General features: G+C 69.5%; 17 protein-coding genes. 1 reads left to right on the top strand and 16 read right to left on the bottom strand.

Annotation, left to right across the window (positions count from 1 at the left end):
* Positions 1-124: 124 nt before the first annotated feature.
* A complete protein-coding gene (locus tag ABB55_RS10920) occupies positions 125-1,588 on the bottom strand; it encodes an MFS transporter (RefSeq protein WP_054358831.1) in 1,464 nt (487 codons plus the stop codon).
* Between the two features lie 136 nt (positions 1,589-1,724).
* Between ABB55_RS10920 and ABB55_RS10915 the strand changes: the two genes are divergently transcribed.
* The gene (locus tag ABB55_RS10915) at positions 1,725-2,735 is read left to right on the top strand and encodes a LysR family transcriptional regulator (protein ID WP_083463531.1); all 1,011 of its coding nucleotides are present in this window, start codon (positions 1,725-1,727) and stop codon (positions 2,733-2,735) included.
* A 46-nt stretch (positions 2,736-2,781) separates the two neighbouring features.
* Here ABB55_RS10915 and ABB55_RS10910 read toward each other — a convergent pair whose 3' ends face one another.
* The 15 genes from ABB55_RS10910 to ABB55_RS10840 form a co-directional block, all read right to left on the bottom strand.
* Positions 2,782-3,081, bottom strand: a complete 300-nt coding sequence (locus ABB55_RS10910; RefSeq protein ID WP_200912018.1) for an SH3 domain-containing protein — start codon at positions 3,079-3,081, stop codon at positions 2,782-2,784.
* Between the two features lie 17 nt (positions 3,082-3,098).
* Positions 3,099-4,022, bottom strand: coding sequence for a tRNA pseudouridine(55) synthase TruB (gene truB / locus ABB55_RS10905; protein WP_054358830.1), 924 nt, complete (start codon positions 4,020-4,022; stop codon positions 3,099-3,101).
* A gap of 94 nt (positions 4,023-4,116) precedes the next feature.
* On the bottom strand, positions 4,117-4,524 hold the full coding sequence (rbfA, locus tag ABB55_RS10900; RefSeq protein WP_054358829.1) for a 30S ribosome-binding factor RbfA: 408 nt from the start codon (positions 4,522-4,524) through the stop codon (positions 4,117-4,119).
* Entirely contained in the window at positions 4,511-5,068 is a 558-nt protein-coding gene (locus ABB55_RS10895; RefSeq protein ID WP_152982003.1) for a YcxB family protein, read from the bottom strand. Before ABB55_RS10895 ends, rbfA begins: the two co-directional genes overlap by 14 nt.
* Positions 5,069-5,212: 144 nt before the next feature.
* The gene (gene infB, locus ABB55_RS10890; protein WP_054358827.1) at positions 5,213-8,317 is read right to left on the bottom strand and encodes a translation initiation factor IF-2; all 3,105 of its coding nucleotides are present in this window, start codon (positions 8,315-8,317) and stop codon (positions 5,213-5,215) included.
* Between the two features lie 7 nt (positions 8,318-8,324).
* Positions 8,325-8,981, bottom strand: a complete 657-nt coding sequence (locus ABB55_RS10885) for an RNA-binding protein (RefSeq protein ID WP_054358826.1) — start codon at positions 8,979-8,981, stop codon at positions 8,325-8,327.
* 33 nt (positions 8,982-9,014) lie between these two features.
* The gene (gene nusA / locus ABB55_RS10880) at positions 9,015-10,601 is read right to left on the bottom strand and encodes a transcription termination factor NusA (protein ID WP_054358825.1); all 1,587 of its coding nucleotides are present in this window, start codon (positions 10,599-10,601) and stop codon (positions 9,015-9,017) included.
* A gap of 51 nt (positions 10,602-10,652) precedes the next feature.
* Positions 10,653-11,276 (bottom strand): ribosome maturation factor RimP, encoded by a 624-nt coding sequence (gene rimP, locus ABB55_RS10875; RefSeq protein WP_083464097.1) that lies wholly within the window; start codon positions 11,274-11,276, stop codon positions 10,653-10,655.
* Positions 11,277-11,530: 254 nt separating this feature from the next.
* Positions 11,531-12,274 (bottom strand): tRNA (guanine(46)-N(7))-methyltransferase TrmB, encoded by a 744-nt coding sequence (gene trmB / locus ABB55_RS10870; protein WP_083463530.1) that lies wholly within the window; start codon positions 12,272-12,274, stop codon positions 11,531-11,533.
* Positions 12,271-13,467: a methionine adenosyltransferase gene (gene metK, locus ABB55_RS10865; protein ID WP_054358823.1), complete on the bottom strand. Its 1,197-nt coding sequence runs from the start codon at positions 13,465-13,467 to the stop codon at positions 12,271-12,273. The genes trmB and metK overlap by 4 nt, the downstream gene beginning before the upstream one ends.
* 239 nt (positions 13,468-13,706) lie before the next feature.
* On the bottom strand, positions 13,707-14,123 hold the full coding sequence (locus ABB55_RS10860) for a helix-turn-helix domain-containing protein (protein WP_054358822.1): 417 nt from the start codon (positions 14,121-14,123) through the stop codon (positions 13,707-13,709).
* Positions 14,124-14,333: 210 nt separating this feature from the next.
* Positions 14,334-15,998 carry an apolipoprotein N-acyltransferase gene (gene lnt / locus ABB55_RS10855; RefSeq protein ID WP_200912017.1) on the bottom strand — a complete coding sequence of 555 codons (1,665 nt, stop codon included), beginning with the start codon at positions 15,996-15,998 and terminating at the stop codon, positions 14,334-14,336.
* Positions 15,995-17,047, bottom strand: coding sequence for a hemolysin family protein (locus ABB55_RS10850; protein ID WP_083463529.1), 1,053 nt, complete (start codon positions 17,045-17,047; stop codon positions 15,995-15,997). The genes lnt and ABB55_RS10850 overlap by 4 nt, the downstream gene beginning before the upstream one ends.
* Complete coding sequence (ybeY, locus tag ABB55_RS10845; RefSeq protein WP_338053649.1) at positions 17,044-17,628, bottom strand: rRNA maturation RNase YbeY; 585 nt, start codon at positions 17,626-17,628, stop codon at positions 17,044-17,046. Before ybeY ends, ABB55_RS10850 begins: the two co-directional genes overlap by 4 nt.
* On the bottom strand, positions 17,625-18,671 hold the full coding sequence (locus ABB55_RS10840) for a PhoH family protein (RefSeq protein ID WP_054361978.1): 1,047 nt from the start codon (positions 18,669-18,671) through the stop codon (positions 17,625-17,627). The genes ybeY and ABB55_RS10840 overlap by 4 nt, the downstream gene beginning before the upstream one ends.
* Between the last annotated feature and the right edge of the window lie 5 nt (positions 18,672-18,676).

Here is an 18,676-nt window from a genome sequence, read left to right as displayed (position 1 = left end):
CGCCTAAATCCGCGCCCGAGACGTCTCGGGCACGGACCAGCGCGGTCCTTATGCCTGAAGGGCGGCCCGAACGCCAACGAAATCGTACACAAGAGCCCCAGACGGCCGGAGCCCCGACGGCCGGTCAGCCCCGCGCCGAACCGTCGACCCGGCGGCTGCGGATCGTGATCGCGAGGGCCGCGCCGGCCAGCAGGGCGGCGACCCCGAAGGTCGCGGCCAGACCGGTGCCGAGCGCGGCCGGCGCGGCCCCGGCCATGTCGCCGGCCTTCACCGCCAGCGCGAACACCGCCCCCATCGCGGCCGCCCCGGTGATCAGGCCGAGATTGCGCGACAGCCCGAGGAGGCCGGAGACGAGGCCGCGCCGGTCGGACGGGACTTCGGCCAGGACGCCCGTGTTGTTGGCCGCCTGGAACAGCTGGTAGCCGGGCGTCAGGACCGCGATCGCCGCAATGTAGCCGGCGGTGCCGAACCACAGCGGCAGGCTCGCCAGGCCCGCCGACCCGGCCGCGACCAGCAAGAGCCCGGTCCGCATCACCGCCGGCGCGCCGCGCCGGTCGACCAGCCGGCCGGCCAGGATGCCGGTCGCCATCGAGACGACGGGGCCGACCGACATGACCAGCCCGACGCGCGCCGCATCGAGCCCGAGCGCGCCCGACAGGTAGAACGGCCCGACCACCAGCGTCGCCATCATGATGGTCGCCACCAGGGCATTCGCCGCGAGGCTGCCGGCCAGGATCGGATCACGGACCAGGGCCGGGGCGATCAGCGGGACGGCGGCGGTCCGCTCCGCCCGCACGAAGGCCGCGCCGCCGATCGCCGCAAGCGCCGAGAGGGCGAGGCCGGCCGGCCCGAAGAGGTCGCGGCCGAGCGTCATGGCGGCCGCATAGGCGGCGAGCGTGACGCTCAGAAAGACGGTCGCGGCCAGGCCGACGGGCGCCGGCTCGACCAGCGCGGGGCGGCGCTCCGCGGTCCAGGCCCGGAAACCGATGCCGAAGGCCACGAGGGCGAGCGGAACCGGGGCGACGAACACGGCGCGCCAGCCGAACTGGCCGATCAACAGCCCGCCCAGCGACGGGCCGAGGGCCGTGCCGACCGCCGACAGCGTGCCGACGAGGCCCATCGCGGTCCCGATCCGGTCCGGGGGCACGCTGTCGCGCACCAGCGCCAGGGACAGCGCCATCAGGATGGCGGCGCCGGCCCCCTGGGCGGCCCGGGCGGCGATCAGCAGGTCGAGCGTCGGCGCGGCGGCCGCGGCCAGGGAGGCGGCCGCGAACAGGGCGAGGCCGATCAGCAGTATCCGTCCGCGCCCGAACCGGTCGCCGAGGCGTCCGGCACCGACGATCAGGGCCGTCATGGCGATCAGATAGGCGATCACCACCCATTGGACGCGCGCGAAGGGCGCCGCGAAGGCCTGCGCCAGGGTCGGCAGCGCGACATTGGCGATGCTGGTGCCGAGCGAGGCGAGCAGCGCCGCCAGGAAGAGCCCGCCGAGGGGAAGGGCTGCGGACGGCGGACGACGCGCCGCGACCGGATCGGGGCGGTCCGCGGGGTGGGCGGCGGGGTGTTCGGCGGTGCGGGCCGATGCCATGGCGGGTTCTCCTCGGGGCTCGTTGGCAGACCTCCGAGGTAGTCCGCTCGCCGCCATGGCGGAAGACGCAGCGATTGCAGTCGATCCGTGCATCCGACGCCCTCTATCGGTCGGCCTGCCGTGCTATGATTTCGCCATGACGCCGCCCGACCTGAACCTGCTCGTGACCCTGGACGTGCTCCTGACCGAGGGCAGCGTCGCCGGCGCGGCGCGGCGGCTGCGGCTCAGCCCGTCGGCGATGAGCCGCCAGCTGGCGCGGCTCCGGGCGGCGACCGGCGATCCGCTGCTGGTCCGGGCCGGCCGCGGGCTGGTGCCGACGCCGCGCGCGCTCGACCTGCGCGAACGGGCCGGGTCCCTGGTCGAGGCGGCGACGGCCCTGCTGCGCCCGGAGGCCGCCCCGGATCTCGCCCGGCTCGAACGCCGCTTCACGATGCGCAACCGGGAGGGCTTCGTGGAGACCTTCGGTCCCGCGCTGCTCGCGCGGCTGGAGCGGGAGGCGCCCGGTGTGCGACTCTGCTTCCTGCCCAAGCCCGACAAGGACAGCGCGCCGCTGCGCGATGGCGGCGTCGACCTGGAAACCGGGGTGGTGGCGGCCGCGACCGGACCCGAATTGCGCGCGCAGGCGCTGTTTCGCGACCGCTTCGTCGGCGTGGTGCGGTCCGGTCATCCGCTGGCGGCGCATCCATTGGCGGCCCATCCGCTGGCGGCGGGACCGGTCACGGCCGAGCGCTATGCGTCCGCGCTCCATGTCGCGATCTCGCGGCGCGGCCGGGAACACGGGCCGGTCGACGCGGCCCTGGCGGCGCGGGGGCTCGAACGGCGCATCGCCACGGTGGTGGCCACCTTCTCGGAAGCGCTGGCGCTGGCACGGGCGACCGATCTCGTCGCCACCGTGCCGGAGCGCTATACCGGCCGCCTGCGCGACGGCATGGCGAGCTTCGCGCTGCCGGTGGCGCTCGCCGACCTGACCATCTCGCTGCTCTGGCACCCGCGCATGGAAGCGGACCCGGCGCATCGCTGGCTGCGCGGCGTGGTCCGGGAGATCTGCGGCGGGGCTCCGGCCCCTGGGACATCCGCCACCGGGGCGCCGGCTCCTGGGACACCCGCCACCGGGGCACCGGCCGATGAGGCACAGGCCGGCGCATGACCGGCGCGGCGTCCCGGCCGTCCGATGCCGAACCTGGCCGGGCGATCTATCGGTAGCAGCTGAGGAATTCGCGGAACACCCAGCCGACGGCCGGACCCGAGCCCTCGGGCCGGATCAGCGTCCAGCGGCGACCGCGGGAATCCAGGCTCGCGTCGAGGATCTCGACGTCGATGCCGTTGCGGATCGTCCCGACCACCGCGCCGTTCGGCGCGGCGCGCAGGTTGAGCGGCGTGCCGGTCGGGTCGGTGACCTTGCAGATCTCGGCCCGGGCCGGCGCGATGCCGGCGGCGATGGCCAGACCGAGGCCGAGCAGGGCGGCCTTGGCAGGACGGACAAAGCGCGGCATCGGCAGGTCTCCTCGTTTCAGCCTTCGAGGTTGAACACCCGCACGGGGCGGAGTTCGGCGCCCTCGATCTCGCCGATCGCGACCAGATCGCCGCCGCAGGTGACCGCGACCGCACCGGCCTCGGTCGGCGCATCGCGGCCGCGCAGGATGACGCCCTGGCCCCGGCGCAGCCGGGCCGCGCCGTCGCGATTGACCACCACTTCGGGGATTTCCGCAAGAGCCGTGTCGACGGCGAGCAGTTCGCCGCGCGGCGCGGCCGGCTCGCCGGTCTCGGCCAGTTCGTCGAGCCGATCCATCGGCACCATGTCCTCCTCGCCGAACGGGCCGACCAGCAGGCGGCGCAGCCCGACGACATGGCCGCGGGTGCCGAGCCGGCGGCCCATGTCGCGGGCGAGCGCGCGCACATAGGTGCCCTTGCCGCATTCGCAGTCGAACACGGCGGTGTCGGCATCCGGCATGTCGACCAAGTCGAGCCGGTGGACCTGGATCGGGCGCGCCTCCAGGATCACCTCCTCGCCGTCGCGGGCGAGGTCGTAGGCGCGCTCGCCGGCGATCTTGATCGCCGAGAAGGCCGGCGGCACCTGCATGATCTCGCCGGTGAACTCGTCCAGGATGTCGAGCACGTCGTCGCGGCTCGGGCGCAGGTCCGAACGGGCGACCACAACGCCCTCGGTGTCGTCGGTATCGGTTTCGATGCCCCATTGCACGACGAAGCGGTAGATCTTGCGCCCGTCCATCACGAAGGAGACGGTCTTGGTCGCCTCGCCGAGCGCGACCGGCAGGAGCCCCGAGGCGAGCGGGTCGAGCGTGCCGGCATGGCCGGCCTTGTTGGCGTGCATGATGCGCTTGACGCGCGCCACCGCCTGGGTCGAGGTCATCCCGACCGGCTTGTCGAGCACCAGCCAGCCATTCACGTCGTCGAACTTCTTCCTGCGGGCCACGATGGTCCGGTCCTTCTGGATGAGCGGCCGCCCGCTCGGGACGAGCGCGACGGCAGGGATATGGGGGTGATGCGGTGGTCGGCGCGGCGCGGGATCAGTCCTCGCGGTCGCCGCCCTCGATGTCCTGGCGCACTGAGGGTGTGCGCAGCAGGGCGTTGATCTGGTCGTCGTCGTCGTAGCGGGTGTCGAGCCGGAAGCGGATTTCGGGCGCGAAGCGCAGGTCGACGCGGCGCGCGATCTGGCCGCGCAGCCATTTCCGGCTGCGCTCCAGGCCGGCCAGCACGCGGTCGGCATCGCGCCCGCCGAGCGGCATGACCAGCACGGTCGCCTGCTTCAGGTCCGGCGACATGCGCACCTCCGGCACGGTGATGATGACGCCGTCCAGATCCGGATCGGCGATCGCGCCGCGCGACAGGATGTCGGACAGGGCATGGCGCACGATCTCGCCGACGCGCAACTGGCGCTGTGACGGGCCGGCGGGGGTGGGGTTATGCGGCGGCATGGGTCTTTTCCTGGATGAATTTCGTAATGGCCGCCCACTCGTCCGGAGATGCCACGGCGCTTCTTGGGATGACGACATACATCAGCTTATCGAGCATCACCGTGATGTACTCGGACGAATAGATGCACTTGGTCACAACGGACCATTTGGCAGACCACTCCGTGACCGGTGAAGAATTGAAAACCCTATCCTCGGTCAAGAGAATTTTCTGTTCGATGCGGTCTGCCCGGACTCTTTTCAAGAGGCGGCTTGGTAAAACAATGCGAATATACGCCTCTGTAGATATGGCGGCTACGATCAGTGCAGAGACCGTAAAAAGCAAGTATTTCGACGAAAAAAATGAAAGAATTTTGAGTGTCTTCGTCAGATCAAATTCGCTAAAAATATAGAAAATAACTATCACCGTTGGAACGCAAAAAGCAACGCTGGTCATGAAATGTCGAAGTGCCGCGATTCCGAAGTGACCACGCTCGAGCCGACACAATTCCTCGAAATAGGGGGCATCCATTCGAAACGAAATCTCAAAATACTTCTTGTCCTGCATAATGTCCTCCGCCCACCACGTCGGGGATCGGACCCGGCGCCATGGCATCTGATGTTCCAGTCGTCATTGACAGACGGCCCGGAGCGCTGGGGCTCCGGGCCGTTCCTGACTTCGCATTCCCGGTCGTGGCGCCGCCTATGGGCCTCAGAGCGAGCGGGCCACCGTCTCGACGCGGTAGCACTCGATGACATCGCCGGCGCGCATGTCCTGGTAGGACTCGAAGGCCATGCCGCATTCCTGGCCGGACTGCACTTCCTTTGCGTCGTCCTTGAAGCGCTTGAGCTGCGACAGCTTGCCTTCGTGGATGACGACGTTGTCGCGGATGAGGCGCACATTGGCGCCGCGTTCCACGGTGCCGTCGGTGACCAGACAGCCGGCGACCTTGCCGACCTTGGAGACCGCGAAGATCTCCAGGATGCGGGCATTGCCCAGCATGGTCTCGCGCAGCAGCGGCGGCAGCATGCCCGACATCGCGGTCTTCACGTCGTCCACGAGGTCGTAGATGACGTTGTAGTACCGGATCTCGATGCCCTCGCGTTCGGATGACTCGCGCGCTTCCTTGGAGGCGCGGACGTTGAACCCGATGATCGCCGCGTGCGAGGTCGCCGCCAGCGAGATGTCGGATTCCGTGATGCCGCCGACGCCGCCATGGATGACGCGGGCGCGCACCTCGTCGTTGCCGAGCTTCTCCAGCGCGCCGGTGATCGCCTCGAGCGAGCCCTGCACGTCGGTCTTGACGACGAGCACGAACTCCTTGCGGCCGGTCTCCTTGAGCTGGGTCATCATGTCCGCGAGCGAACCGCGCTGGGCGGTGCCGCGGGCCATGCTCTTCTCGCGCTTCAGGCGCTGGCGGTAGTCGGTGATCTCGCGGGCCCGGGCTTCGCTGTCGACCACGGCGAAGCGGTCGCCCGCCTCCGGGGTGTCCTGGAAGCCGAGCACCTCGACCGGGGTCGAAGGCGTCGCCGCCTTGATGGTGCCGCCCTGATCGTCGAGCAGCGCGCGCACCTTGCCCCAGGCCGGACCGGCGACCAGGATGTCGCCGACCTTGAGGGTGCCGCGCTGGACCAGCACGGTGGCGACCGGGCCGCGGCCCTTGTCGAGCTTGGCTTCGATCACGGTGCCTTCGGCCGAGCGGTCCGGATTGGCCCGGAGTTCGAGCACTTCCGACTGCAGCAGGATCGCGTCGAGCAGCTTGTCGAGATTGATCCGCTTGGTCGCTGAGACCTCGACTTCGAGCACGTCGCCGCCCATCGATTCCACCACGATCTCGTGGCGGAGCAGGTCGGTACGGACCCGTTCGGGGTTGGCGTCGGCCTTGTCGATCTTGTTGACGGCCACGATGATCGGCACGCCCGCGGCGCGGGTGTGGTTGATCGCCTCGACGGTCGTCGGCATGACGCCGTCATCCGCCGCCACCACCAGCACCACGATGTCGGTCGCCTTGGCGCCGCGCGACCGCATGGCCGTGAAGGCCTCGTGGCCGGGGGTGTCGATGAAGGTGATCTTGTGGCCGCGGCTCTCGACCTGGTAGGCGCCGATATGCTGCGTGATGCCGCCGGCTTCGCCCGCCGCGACCTTGGTCGAGCGGATGGCGTCGAGCAGCGAGGTCTTGCCGTGGTCGACATGGCCCATGATGGTCACGACCGGCGGACGCGGCAGGAGGTTCTCCTCCTCCTCGGCGACGGTGGCGAACAGGCCCTCCTCAACGTCGGATTCGGCGACCCGCTTGACCGAGTGGCCCATCTCCTCCGCGATCAGCTGCGCCATGTCGGCGTCGATCACGTCGTTGATCTTGAGCATCTGCCCCTGCTTCATCAGGAGCTTGATCACGTCGACGCCGCGCTCTGCCATGCGGTTGGCGAGTTCCTGGATGGTGATCGTCTCGGGGATGACCACCTCGCGCAGGACCTTTTCGCGCGGCTCGTTCGACATCATGCGGCGCTGCTGGCGCTGCACGCGGCGGCGGAAGGCGGCGACCGAGCGGCCGCGATCCTCCTCTTCCTCTTCCTTCTGGGCCGTGGTGACGGTCAGCTTGCCGCGCGGCTTTTCGGCCGCCTTGTCGCGGGTCGGCTTCGGCGCCGGCACGGCGACCTTCTTGGCAGCCGGCGAGATGCTGCGCGGGGGACCGCGACGGGCGCTGTCCTCCTCCTCCTCCTCGGTGCGGGCACCGACCGGCTTGCCGGCGACCGGAGCCAGCGGCTTGGCGACGGCCGGCGCGGCGGGCGCACCGGGACGCGGACCGCCCGGATGGGCCGGACGCACGGCGGAAGCCTCGGCCGGCGGACGCAGTTCGCCGTCCAGGCGGCGCTGGGCCTCCTGCTCGGCGCGGCGGCGCGCCTCGTCTTCGAACTTCTTGCGGGTATCTTCCTCGGCCTTGCGGCGCTCGGCCTCCTCCCGCTCGCGGGCGAGGCGGACCTCCTCCTCGGCGCGGCGAATCGCTTCTTCTTCGGCGCGCTTGCGCTCCTCGGCCTCGCGGGCGCGGGCTTCGACCAGAGCGTTGGCGCGCGCGGCGCGTTCATCGGCGGAGAGCGCCTGCAGGACGACGCCGGTGCGGCCGGGCGACTGGCCCTGGCCGCGCGACGGACCCGCGGGACCGCGGCCGGTCGGACCGGCCGGCTGGGAGCGGCCACCGGCGGGCGACTGCGGGCGCGGCGGCTGGGCAGCCGGAGCCGACGGGCGACCCGCCGACGGCTGAGCCGCGGCCGGACGCACCGAAACGGGGGCCGGGGCGGCCGGCGCCGGGCGCACGGTCACAGCGGCAGGCGCCGCCGGAGCGGGCGCCACCGCGGCCGGCGCGGCGGCGACGGGTGCGGCCGGGGTCGGTTCCGGAGCGGCGGGGGGCGTCGGTTCCGGAGCGACCGGGGTCGCCGGCGCGGCGGCCACGACCGGCTTCGGAGCCTCGGCGACGACGGGCTCGGGCGCCACGACCGGGGCCGGCGCCACGACCGGGGCGGGCGCCGGGGCCGGAGCGGCGGCCGGAGCCGCGGCCACCGCCGGAGCGGCGGGCGGCGTCGGTGCGACCGACGGCGCTGCGGCCGGTGCAGCCGCGTTCGGGCGCACCGCGGCGGGCTCGACCTCGCCGGGCTTCAGAATCGGCCGCTTCTTCTTCGTCTCGACGACGACCGCCTTCGACCTGCCGTGGCTGAAGCTCTGCCGGACAACGTTGGTGTCCGACTTGGGCTTCAACGTCAGCGTCTTCTTGACGTCGACGTGCAAGGTCTTGTCGGTCGTGCTCTTCGTATCGTTCATGAGCCTGTCAGTCCTGCGGGGCGTCGCCGCCCCTCGTACGTTCGTTGTCCGCCGCCGGGATGGCCGTGCCACCCCGCCAGCGTTCGAGCGCGTGGTACCGCTCGAGGAATATTTCACCCGCCCGGCCCGCGAGCACCGCAGCATGTACCACATTCGACCGGCCCAATGCCAAATCCAATTGGGCCCCGGAGAAGAAACGCACGACCGGAATCGCGTTTTCGTCACCGAAGCGGCGCCGGAGCGCCGCGGTCATCTTGTTCGTCCCGTCCTCGCCGGCCTCGCTCGCACGGATCAGGCCGATCACCGCATCCGAGCGGATCGCAGCCTCGACCTTGGCGAAACCCAGGACGATCAGGCCGGCCTTGCGGGCCAGACCGAGCGTGCCGAGGGCGGCATCGATCAGGAGCCGGTCGACCTGGTCGGGCAGGTCGGTTCCGGCCTTGGCTTCCTCGCCGAAGCCGCGGCCGAACAGCCGCTTCCTCGTCGCCGTCTCGACCGCCTTGCGGCTGGCTTCGACCCAGACGCCGCGTCCCGGAAGCTTGCGCTTCAGGTCGGGTACCACGGTTCCGTCCGGACCGAGCACGAAGCGGATCAGCGCCTCGACCGGCAGGGTCTCTCGCGAGACGATGCAGGTCCGCTCGGTCGGTTCGTTCTTGCGCGGCATGGCCTGATCCGGCCGAACCCCGAGGCGCTGGCCTCAGACCTCGTCCGCCTCCTCGGCTTCCGCCTCGGCCACGGGCTCGTCGATCCAGCCGGCCTTGATGCGGGCGGCCATCACGATGGCCTCCACCTCGGCCTTCGAAACCTCGAAGCCCTTCAGCGCGCCGTCATGCTTGATCGTCTCGCCGTTCTTGCGTTCGGTCCAGCCGGTCAGGTCGTCGGTGGCGCAGCCGGCGAGATCCTCGACCGTCTTGATGCCGTCCTTGCCGAGCGCGACCATCATGGCGGTGGTCACGCCGGGCACCTCGCGCATGGCGTCCTCGACGCCGAGCGCCTTGCGCTCCTCGTCCTGGGCCGCCTCGATCTCGGCCAGATGCGCCAGGGCGCGGTTCTGGATTTCCTGGGCGGTATCCTCGTCGAAGCCTTCGATGCCGGCGATCTCGTCCAGGTCCACATAGGCCAGTTCGTCGATCGAAGCGAATCCTTCCGTCGCCAGCAGCTGGGCGACGACCTCGTCGACATCCAGCGCCTGCATGAACAGCTGGGTGCGCTCCTGGAATTCCTTCTGGCGACGCTCGGATTCCTCGGCCTCGGTCAGGATGTCGATATCCCAGCCGGTCAGCTGCGAGGCGAGACGGACATTCTGGCCGCGGCGGCCGATGGCCTGGGACAGCTGGTCGTCGGGGACGACCACCTCGATCCGGCCGGCATCCTCGTCGAGCACCACCTTGGAGACTTCGGCCGGCTGCAGCGCATTGACCAGGAAGGTGGCGGCATCCGACGACCACGGGATGATGTCGATCTTCTCGCCCTGCAACTCGCCGACCACCGCCTGGACGCGGCTGCCGCGCATGCCGACGCAGGCGCCGACCGGGTCGATCGAGCTGTCGCGGGAATAGACCGCGATCTTGGCGCGCGAGCCCGGATCGCGGGCGACCGACTTCACCTCGATGATGTTGTCGTAGATTTCCGGCACTTCCTGCGCGAACAGCTTGGCCATGAACTGCGGATGGGTGCGCGACAGGAAGATCTGCGGCCCGCGCTGTTCGCGGCGCACGTCGTACACATAGGCGCGGACGCGGTCGCCGTTGCGGAAGTTCTCGCGCGGGATCAGTTCGTCGCGGCGCACGATGGCCTCGCCGCGGCCGAGATCGACGATCACGTTGCCGTATTCGATGCGCTTGACGCTGCCGTTGACGATCTCGCCGATGCGATCCTTGAATTCGTCATACTGCCGGTCGCGCTCGGCCTCGCGCACCTTCTGCACGATGACCTGCTTGGCCGACTGGGCGGCGATGCGGCCGAAGTCCATCGGCGGCAGCGGCTCGGCGATCATGTCGCCGACCTGCGCGGCCGGGTTCTTCATGCGCGCTTCGTCGACCGAGATCTGGATCGCCGGATTCTCGACCTCGTCGACCACCATCAGCAGCCGCTGCAGGCGGATTTCCCCGGTCTTGGAATTGATCTCGGCCTTGACCTCGGTCTCCGAACCGTAGCGCGAGCGGGCCGCCTTCTGGATCGCATCCTCCATCGCGGCGAGCACGATCCGCCGGTCGATCACCTTCTCGCGTGCGACCGCGTCGGCGATCTGGAGGAGTTCCAGCCTGTTGGCGCTAACTGCCATGGTCTTCTCCCTGGGACCGGACCGCTTCGCGCGAGCCGGGGGCTTTCGTCGTCAGGAACGGGCGGCCTCGGGGCCGCCGTCGGTTTCGGAAGGCTCGCCATCGGTCTCGGCGTCGTCGAGCCCGAGTTCGCGTTGCGCCAGCTTGGCGGCACGCAGCGAAGCCTTGATCAGGTCGTCGGTCAGGACGAGGCGAGCCTCGGCCAGATCGTCCATCGGCAGCCAGACCGTGTCCGCCGCGCCGGGGGCGGGGTCGGCGACCTTGAGGCCGATCGTGGCGTCGCGGGCGCCGAGCAGGATGCCGCGCCAGCGCTTGCGGCCGTCGACCAGACGCCCGAGCTCGATCTTCGCCTCGTGGCCGGACCAGCGGTCGAAGTCCGAGGGGCGCACCAGCGGCCGGTCGATGCCGGGCGAGGACACCTCGAGATTGTAGGCGCGCTCGACAGGATCGTCGGCATCGAGCGCCGGCGACACGTTCCGGCTGATCGTCTCGCAGCCTTCGACATTCATGCTGCCGTCCGGCCGCTCGGCCATGATCTGAACCGTGAAGCCGTTGCGGGCGGAGCATTTCACGCGGACCAGGCGGAAGCCCAGATCCTCGATGACCGGTTCCACGATGGCGGCGACGCGGGCATCCATCCCGGTCTCGCTGATGATGCGCGGTTCGTTGCGCGTCACGGATCGTCCCATTCTCGCGGATCGGCAGCGCCGTCCCGGTGATGAAGGCCGGCGGGACCGGCCCAGGAGACCGGCCGGTTGCCCGGCCTGGTCGGCAGATCGGCGGAACCGACCCGGTGAAGCAAAAAAGAGCGGGTCCCGGGGGGACCCACTCTCACCACACTCCATCAGGAGCGAACTGAGATGTTGAGATGGCGGGAATATAGTCGAAAGCGCCCGAAGTGCAAGGCCGACGATGCGGACGCCCGCCGCGGTCAGCGGCGCTCGACGCGCAGATAGGCCGGCACGCGGCCTTCACGCAGGGCTTTCGCCTCGTAGCGGGTGCCGGGCCAGCCGTCCCAGGGGCGGCGCCAGTCGTCCGCCGTGGCCGCCGTCCAGCGGAAAGCCTCATGGGCGAGCAGGCGCGCCAGGGTCCAGTCGACATAGTCGGCCCAGTCGCTGGCGAAGCGGAATTCGGCGCCCGGCCGGAGCACGCGGGCGATCCGGTCCAGGTTGGCGCGGTCGACGAAGCGCCGCTTCCAGTGCCGTTTCTTCGGCCACGGGTCGGGATAGAGAAGATAGAGGCGGTCGAGTGAGGCCGGCGGCAGCCAGTCGAGCAGCGGCACGGAATCGGCATTGTGCAGCCGGATGCGTCCGGCGAGGCCGTGCCGCTCGATCGCCGCCAGGGCCTTGGCCATGCCGTTGACGAAGGGCTCCACCCCGATCAGGCCGAGGTCGGGATCGGCCAGCGCCATGGCGATCAGATGCTCGCCGCCGCCGAAGCCGCTCTCCAGATGGACGCGCGTCACCGGCACGTCGAAGAGCCGGCCGAGCTCCGCCGGAGCCGGGCCCGACAGGTCGAGCGCCAGCTGCGGCAGCAGGGTTTCCATCAGGTCGGAATGGCCGTCGCGCAGCGGCTTGCCCTTGCGCCGCCCGTAGAAGGCGTGGGCGCGCGCCTCGCCGTCCGCCGGAGACGGTCCGGCGGCGGCATCCGGGCTGCGCTCGACGATTCCGGTCACTGACCGACGGCCGTCCGGATGGCGTGGACGAGGTCGATCTGTTCCCACGAGAAGCCGCCGTCGGCTTCCGGCGCACGGCCGAAATGGCCGTAGGCGGAGGTCCGGGCATAGATCGGGCGGTTGAGCTTGAGGTGGGTCCGGATGCCGCGCGGGGTCAGATCCATCACCTCGCGCAGTCCGGCTTCGAGCTTCGCCTCGTCGACGCGACCGGTGCCGTGCAGGTCGACATAGACGGCGAGCGGCTGCGAGACGCCGATCGCATAGGCGAGCTGGATGGTGCAGCGGTCGGCGAGATCGGCGGCGACCACATTCTTGGCCAGGTAGCGCGCCGCATAGGCGGCCGAGCGGTCGACCTTGGTCGGGTCCTTGCCCGAGAAGGCGCCGCCGCCATGCGGAGCCGCCCCGCCGTAGGTGTCGACGATGATCTTGCGTCCGGTCAGGCCGCAATCGCCGTCCGGGCCGCCGGTCACGAACTTGCCGGTCGGATTGACGTGCCAGACGGTGTCCTGGGTGACCCAGCCGTCCGGCAGGGCCGCGACGATGTAGGGTTCGACGATGGCGCGCACGTCGGACGAATTGAGGTTTTCGTCGAGATGTTGCGTCGAAAGCACGATCTGGGTCGCACCGACGGCCTTGCCGTTCTCGTAGCGCACCGTGACCTGGCTCTTGGCATCCGGCCCGAGCGCCTTCTCCCGGCCCGACTTGCGCGCCTCGGCCAGCAGCTTCAGGATCTTGTGCGAATAATAGATCGGTGCCGGCATCAGTTCCGGGGTCTCCCGGCAGGCATAGCCGAACATGATGCCCTGGTCGCCGGCGCCCTCGTCCTTGTTGCCGGCAGGGTCGACGCCGATCGCGATGTCGGCCGACTGGGCGTGCAGAAGCACTTCGATCTGGGCCGTTTCCCAGTGGAAGCCGTCCTGTTCGTAGCCGATGTCGCGGATGGCGAGCCGCGCCACATGGGCGATCAGGTCCCGGGTGATCGTCTTCGGACCGCGCGTCTCGCCGGCGATGACCACGCGGTTGGTGGTGGCCAGCGTCTCGCAGGCGACGCGCAGATGGGACGGATCCCAGCCGGCTTCCGGCCCAAGGCGGAAGAAGGCGTCGACCACTTCGTCGGAAATGCGATCGCAGACCTTGTCGGGATGACCCTCGGCCACGGACTCGCTGGTAAAGACGTAATTCGACCGGGACACTGGAAATCTCTCGCAGAAACGCGCCGGGACGGACGGTCCCGGCGACGGGCGAACCCGTCTATCAGCCGGATCCGATCACGGTCAAGTTCGGGTGCCGCCGTTCCGGCATCGCGTGGCGGCAGGCCGTCGGCCCGCGATCGGCAGGCTCCCCGCAACCGGTCTGTAGCTCCGGCAGCGGAAAGCGATCCTGTGCGGTTGAGGTCCGTTGAGCGACTCCGTCCAGCCGCTCGCCGGCCTTCTCACTCTTCGTCTTCGCCGGCGATGGAGCGGACGAGTTCGACGACCTTCCGACGCACCTTGGCGTCCTTGATCCGGACGAAGGCCTTGTTGAGCGACAGTCCCTCGGAACTCGACAGGAAGTCGACGACATAGGAGGCCCCGGCGGCTTCGTCGAAGCCCTGATTCCCGGCGACCGGCGTCATGCCCGGCGCATCTTCGAAGAAGAAGGCGACCGGAACATTCAGTACACGGGCAATGGCCTGCAGACGGCTGGCACCGATGCGATTGGTGCCCTTCTCGTATTTCTGGATCTGCTGGAACGTGATACCCAGATGTTCGCCAAGTTTTTCCTGGCTCATTCCAAGCATCATGCGCCGGAGCCGAACGCGGCTGCCGACATGAATGTCGATCGGATTTGGGGATTTTTTGCTGGCCATTTTGGCACCTTTGTTCCGGTTTTTGTCACTTTGTTATTGGCAGCGCCGAGGCGCCGTGACGAGCCGCCGATGGTTGTGAGGATCTTTGACCCACGTTGAGGCTGGTGTCCCGACAGCCCCGACGCATACCGAAAGGTCGCGTGCCCTCACAATCGATAGACTCGTGATTGCATCATTCCAGGCATGAGACAGGACGTCAACTTCCGCTCATCACGATAATCTCCGTGCCCGAATTAACACTAAGCAAAGCATACATATAGCGGCCAGCCAAAACGCATTGGATCGGTGTTCCGAGTAGAAAGTTGCAGGCAAACTCACGGGAAGTTGCGCATCCAATAGAGCCGATTGACCGAGCTTAAGCGACGATATGACCCGGCCATACCCGTCGATCACAGCAGAAATGCCAGAATTTGCTGCCCGAACGAGGGGTAACCCCTCTTCAACTGTCCGCAACCTGACTTGATGAAAATGCTGGTAGGGTCCGGGCGTCAGCCCGAACCAAGCGTCATTGGTCACGTTGAGCAGCCATTCCGGCCGATTTCGGGCATCCACGACGGCATCGGGAAAGATGGCCTCGTAGCAGATCAGCGGTCCCATGGCCGGAGCCCCCGGAACCGCCAGGGTCTGCAGCCCCGGTCCGGGCGTGAAACCGCCGCGCAGATGGGTCAACTGTCGCAGGCCGATGGCCTCCAGGGTGTCCTGGGCCGGGAGGTATTCGCCGAAGGGAACCAGATGGGCCTTGTCGTAGGCGGCGAGAATGGATGCATTCTCGCCGATCACGTAGATCGAGTTGAAATAGCGCGTCCGGCTCTCGCCCGGCGCCGGCGGTTCGGCCCGGATGGCGCCGGTCAGAAGGATGGTTCCGGACGGCAGCAGGTCGGCCAGCTGGCGCAAGGCCTCCGGCTCGTAGGTCAAAAGGAACGGGAAGGCGGATTCGGGCCAGATCAGATGCGTCACGCCGGCGAGGCCCTGGCCGTCGGTGCCGGTTGCGGTGCTGAGCGCGTTGTAGCGGGCCAGAATCTCGTCGCGGAACTCCGGCTTCCACTTGTGCGACTGATCGATGGCGGGCTGCATGATGCGCAGCTTGATGCCGGGATGGACGGCGACGGCCTGCGCCGGCAGCCGCCAGGCGCCGAATCCCGCGACCGCTGCGAACAGGGCGAGGCCGGCCGCGGCCGTCGCCAGTCCGGCACGCCCGCCGCCGACGGCCGCGGCCGGCGCGGCGAAGATCAGACCGGCCAGCAGCGTCATGCCGTCGAGACCGACGAGCGAGGCGGCCTGCATCAGCGTGTCGTTGGCGGCGAGGCCATAGCCGAGGGCGTTCCACGGGAAGCCGGTCAGGATGTGCCCGCGCAGATATTCCGAGATCCAGAGGCCGACCGCGAGCGCCAGGATGCGCGCAGGTCCGTCGGTCCAGAGCAGGCGGGCGATCAGGGTGCCGAGGCCGGTAAACAGGCCGAGCCCGGCCGAAAGGGCTGCCAGCGCGATCGGCAGCAGCCAGCCGAAGCGCAGGGGGTCGACCAGGAAGGCCGATCCGATCCACCAGAGCCCGGCCAGGAAATAGCCTGCGCCGAAGCACCAGCCGATCCCGAAGGCCGCGCGCCAGCGTCCGCTGCGGCCGCCATCGGCGGTCTCGACGGCGCCGTCGAGCAGGAAGACGAGGACCGGAAGCGCGATCCACAACACCGGAAAGGCGTGGATCGGCGCCTGGGAGAGCGCGGCCAGCCCCCCGGCGAGCCCGGCGGCGAGGGCCCGGCGCCAGCCCCAGGCGAGGACCAGACTGCCGGCGATCCGCTCGACCGGACCCGCGCGGCCCGGGCCGCGGCTGGCCGCACGCCGGGCCGGGCGCGGGGAATCGGTCGGGGCGAGGCTCACGCGGCGCCCATCTCGCCGACGCGGCCCTTGTCGTCGCCGCGCCGACCGGCCGGGTCGTCGGGCAGGATGTGGACCCGCCGGATGCGCCGGTTGTCGGCCGCCACGATCTCGAACATGTAGCCGGGCAGCCGGTCGGACCGGATCTGCTCGCCGCTGACCGCCATCCGGCCGACCAGGGCGGAGACCAGGCCGCCGACCGTTTCGACATCCTCGGGAATGTCGGCGGCGTCGAGATCGATGCCGGTCGCCTCGGCGAAATCCTCCAGCTCGACCAGCCCGTCGGCGATCCAGCCGCCGGTTCCGTTCGGCACGATGGCGGCCCCCTCCTCGTCGATGTCGTGTTCGTCCTCGATGTCGCCGACGACGGTCTCGACCACGTCCTCCAGGCTGACCAGCCCGTCGACGCCGCCATATTCGTCGATCACCAGCGCCATCTGGATGCGGTTCGACTGCATCCGCGCGAGCAGGTCGGTGACCGGCATCGAGGCCGGCACGAACAGGACCGGCCGGACCAGGCCGGTATCAGACAGCCGGCGCCCGAGATCGACCTGGGTCAGGTGGATGCCGGCGGTTTCCTCCGACCGGGTTTCGATCGAGGAGGCGCGCACCGCGGCCTCCTCGGCGATGTGGTTCATCAGGTCGCGGATGTGGACCATGCCGGAAGCGTCGTCCAGGGTCTCGCGGTAGATCGGCATGCGGCTGTGGCCGGTCTCCTTGAAGGCGATCATCAGCTCGGTCAGCGAGACGTCGACCGCGACCGCGGCGATCTCGGCCCGCTGGATCATGATGTCGCCGACGCGGGTCTCGCCGAGCCGCAGGATGTTGCGGATCATGCGCCGTTCGTCGGCCGTGAAGCTGTCGTCGGCGCCGCCGTCGCGCTCGAGCAGGTCTTCGAGGGTGTCGCGCAAGGTGGCGGTCGACGGCTTCAGGCCGACCGCCGACATCAATCGGTCGATCCAGGTTTCGCCGGATCGACTGTCGCCCTCGCGCGGGTCGGCGCCGTGGCCGTTTTCCTGCCCGCCGGCGCCGGAATTCTGGGGATCGCTCATTTCGCCTTCGTCTCGACAGGATCCCCGCCGCCGCCGTCGATCGGCTGCGTGTCGGCATAGGGATCGGGAATGCCGAGGTCGGCCAGGATGGCCGTCTCCAGCCGCTCCATGGCTTCGGCCTCGTCGCTCTCTTCGTGATCGTACCCGAACAGATGCAACAGTCCGTGCACGATCAGATGACTGATATGATGCGCGAGCGGCCGGCCCGCGTCGAGCGCCTCGGCCGCGGTCGTCTCGTAGGCGACGGCGATGTCGCCGAGCATCGGGCCGATCGGCTCGTCGGGATCGGAGCCCGGGAAGGACAGGACGTTGGTCGGCTTGTCCTTGTCGCGCCAGTCGCGGTTGAGCACGCGGATATGGGCGTCGTCGGTCAGCAGCACCGACAGTTCAGCCGCCTCCGGCACCTCGATGCCGCCCGACCGTATGGCGGCGGCAACCGCGGCCTCGATCAGCGGGCGGATGTCCGCTTCCTCGCCCCAGTCGCCGGCCTCGATCAGGATGTCGATGGCGATGTCGATGGCGATGTCGGGGCCGGGGCCGATGCCGATGTCGGGGCCTTCTGCGGCCGTCTCGGTGCTCACGGGGTCGGCCCCCGCGCCGCCATCGGCCCGAAGGTCCGGGCGGCCTCGGCGGCCAGCCGTTCGCGCGACTGGTCGTCGTAGGCCTTGACGATGCGGCCGACCAGTTCGTGCCGGACGACATCCTTCTCGGTGAAGCCGACCGTGACGATGCCCTTGACGCCCTTGAGGATCTCCAGCGCGTCGACGAGCCCCGACTTCTGCCCCGGGCCGAGATCGACCTGGGTCGGATCGCCGGTGACGATCATCTTGGAATTCTCGCCGAGCCGGGTCAGGAACATCTTCATCTGCATTGTCGTGCAGTTCTGCGCCTCGTCGAGCAGCACGACCGCGTTGGCGAGCGTGCGCCCGCGCATGAAGGCGAGCGGCGCCACCTCGATCATGCCGGACTGCAGGCCGCGCTCGACCTTCTCGGCCGGCATCATGTCGTAGAGTGCGTCGTAGAGCGGGCGCAGATAGGGGTCGACCTTCTCGCGCATGTCGCCGGGCAGGAAGCCCAGCCGCTCGCCGGCCTCGACGGCTGGTCGCGACAGGATCAGCCGGGTCGCGTCGCCGCGCTCGATCAGCGCGGCCGCATAGGCGACCGCCAGATAGGTCTTGCCGGTGCCGGCGGGGCCGACGCCGAAGACCAGATCGGCGCGGTCCATGGCCCGGATATAGGCGTCCTGGGCCGGCGTCCGCGCCACGACGGTCTTCTTGCGGGTCGAGATCTGCGCGGCGGAGATGCGCCCCTTGGGCTCGAGCGTCGGCAGCGGCAGCTGCGCTTCCGCCGCTTCGGCCATGCGGATGGCGCCGTCGACATCGCCGGGATGGACCTCGGAACCCATCTGCAGCCGGTCCCAGAGGATCTCCAGCACCTGCCGGGCCTGCAGGCAGGCCTGATGCGGCCCCTTGATGGTGACCTGGTTGCCGCGCGCGATCGCCGTCACGCCGAGGCGGCGTTCGATCTCGGCCAGATTCTGGTCGAACTGGCCATAGAGGTCGCCGACCAGCCGGTTGTCGTCGAAAGCCAGATCCACATGCGTCAGGTCGGAGGCGTGCGCCATGACCG

The organism is Prosthecodimorpha hirschii (assembly GCF_001305515.1).
Lineage (GTDB): Bacteria > Pseudomonadota > Alphaproteobacteria > Rhizobiales > Ancalomicrobiaceae > Prosthecodimorpha > Prosthecodimorpha hirschii.
The sequence above is the reverse complement of the archived record's forward strand: the minus strand, read 5'-3'. Positions and strand labels throughout refer to the sequence as shown.